This is a genomic window from Kitasatospora sp. NRRL B-11411 (assembly GCF_000721345.1).
Lineage (GTDB): Bacteria > Actinomycetota > Actinomycetes > Streptomycetales > Streptomycetaceae > Kitasatospora > Kitasatospora cineracea.
This window is the reverse complement of sequence record NZ_JOGH01000255.1, coordinates 1-2,452: the sequence shown is the minus strand read 5'-3', so window position 1 is coordinate 2,452 and position 2,452 is coordinate 1. Positions and strand designations below refer to the sequence as shown.

The 2,452-nt window shown below is 73.6% G+C and carries 2 protein-coding genes; both read right to left on the bottom strand.

The features are described 5' to 3' along the window. Positions 1-221 precede the first annotated feature (221 nt). Positions 222-1,100 (bottom strand): carbohydrate-binding protein, encoded by an 879-nt coding sequence (locus IH44_RS0139655; RefSeq protein WP_030464711.1) that lies wholly within the window; start codon positions 1,098-1,100, stop codon positions 222-224. A 323-nt stretch (positions 1,101-1,423) separates the two neighbouring features. Continuing rightward, positions 1,424-2,284 carry a helix-turn-helix domain-containing protein gene (locus IH44_RS0139650; protein ID WP_030464710.1) on the bottom strand — a complete coding sequence of 287 codons (861 nt, stop codon included), beginning with the start codon at positions 2,282-2,284 and terminating at the stop codon, positions 1,424-1,426. Positions 2,285-2,452 lie beyond the last annotated feature (168 nt).

Below are 2,452 nucleotides of genomic sequence, written 5' to 3'. Positions count from 1 at the left end.
GAGGGGAGGTGGGGCGGGGGCGGGGTTCCGGCGGGATCCGGGGGGGCGCCATGACGGCCCGGGCACCCCGCGCTCGGGCCGTCATGGCGCTCGGCAGGCGCGGCCCCGGTCTCCCGGTTTTCCCCTCCCGGGGAGTGGGGCCGTGCCGCCGCTTCGGGTGGCTGACGCCGCTGACCGCCCGCGTGGGGGTGGGGTCGGTCAGCGACGGGACCGGGGGACGGTCAGCGGCGCTGCCAGAGGGCCGGGACGTTCGGCGGCTCCCAACCGGCGTACGCGATGTGGCCCTGGATGCAGACGTAGCTGACGCCGTTGTAGGTGACGACGTCGCCGGCCTTGTAGCTGGCGCCGACCGTCCAGGTGGTGGAGCCGCCGCCCGTGTTGCTCGGGCTGGGGCTCGGCGAGCCCGGGTTGGAGCTGCTCGGGCTGGGGCTGGGCGAGCCGGTGCCGTTGACGTTGAGCACGAAGTCGAAGCTGGCTTCGCTGCCGTTGCCGACCTGGCGGACCGTCATCAGCAGGGCCGGGTCGTAGATGGTGTCGGTGGCGTTGCGCGGCTCGTTCGGGAAGTACAGCTGGGTGGTGAGGATCGGCTGGTTGGGCGCCTGCACCTTGACGTGGATGTGCCGGGTGCGGCCCGGGTAGAGGCCCGGGATGATCGTGGTCAGCGAGTACGCGCCGTTGGCGGCGCTGAACTGGTGACCGCGGAAGGTGTAGCCGGAGTTGTCGTAGTTGCCGTTGGTGTCGGCCTGCCAGAAGTCCAGCAGGGCACCGGAGATCGGTACGCAGTTCCGGCCGAAGACGTAGCCGCTGACGGTCAGCGGGGTGCCCTGGGTGCCCGGGGTGACCAGGTTGGTGCGCAGCGGGGAGCCCGGCTTGAAGTACGGGCCCTCGATCTGCTCGCCGGTGACGTGCCCGTCGCTGCACTCGGGGGTGAGCGGGGCCGGGACGTCGGCGGCGACCGCGTCGCGGGCCAGCGCGACTCCGCCGCCGATCAGGACCGGCGCGGCGCCGGCCAGGGCGGCGGCCTTGAGCAGGCCCTTGCGGCTGATCTTGCGATCGGCCAGGTCGCCCAGGCCGTCCAGCGGGTTGTGGGGGGTGGACATGGCTCTCCGTTCGACTGCTTCGTGGGTCGCCGCACGCCCGGATTCCGTTGGATGGGACATGACACCTGGAGAGGTCGGGTCTCCCGACACGGCGGCGCGGTGGGGTGCCTCAGACGCTAGGCCCTGCCCGCCCGGGCCGTCGATGGACGGGGGCGGCGGGACGTGGTGCATTCCTCAGGCTCCGCCACGCGGTGTTCGACGGGGCGTCAGCAGGGCTTCGCGCGCGGCTCGCCGGGCGTACGCGCGGGGCGTATCCGCGGGGCGGGGTGGGTCCGGCGGCGGGGTCCGGCGATGGGGTCCGGCGGCGAGGTCCGGCGGCGGGGTCAGCTCGCCTTCTCGCGGAACTCGCCCGGGGTGCGGCCCACTTCGCGGCGGAAGAAGCGGCAGAAGTAGGCCGGGTCGGAGAAGCCGGCCGCCGCCGAAACCTGACGGATCGTCATGTCCGTGGTGGTGAGCAGGCGTTTGGCCTCCAGGGTCTGCTGCTCGCGGACCAGCCGGGCCGGGGTGCGGCCGGTGGCCTCCTTCACCACCTCGTGCAAGTAGCCTGCGGAGACGCCGAGTTCGCGGGCCAGCGCGAGGACCGAGCGGTCGGTGCGGTCGGCGTCGGTGATCATCCGGACGAACCGGTCGGCCAGCGGGTGACCCGCCGTCCGGGGGGCGGCCGGGGCGTCGCAACCACGCGCCACCCGCAGCGCGCGCACCAGCAGGACGTGCAGCAGCGCCTGCAGCACGCCCAGCGCGCCGTCCAGGCCGCCCTCGTGCTCGGCCACCAACTCCCGCAGCATTCCGGCGATTTCGCGGTGCTCGCGGCGGTCCGGCCGGAGTGCCGGGCCGGTGGCCAGCGAGCGCAGCAGGGCCAGGTCCTCCGGGTGCCGGTGCAGGAAGTCCTCGTTGAACAGCAGCACCCAGCCGTCCAGCCGGCCCGCCCCGCGCCAGCGGTGCACCTGGCCGGGCAGCACCGCGTACAGCGTGGGTGGCTGGATCCGGTGCTCGACCAGGTCGATGACGTGGGTGCCGCTGCCCGCCGTGACGTAGACCAGCTCGTAGAACGAGTGACGGTGCGGGAAGTCCGCCCGGGAGAGCGGCCCGATGGCGTCGAAGCTGCCCGCCGCGAACGGCAGCAGCCCCGGGTCGGGCACGTCCAGATCGTGCAGTTCCAGGCCGGTGGCCGGTCGGAGCCTCATCGCGCCAGTGTGCGCAAACGGGCCCGGCTCCGTCCAGTGGTCCAGACCAAGTGGCACGTACCGGCAAGCGGCGGGGCGAGGGCGGGTGGTGGTGGCTGGTGAGTGGCGGTGGGTGGCGGTGAATGAGGGGCGGGAAGGTGAGTGGAGGGCGGGGAGGTGGATGAGGGG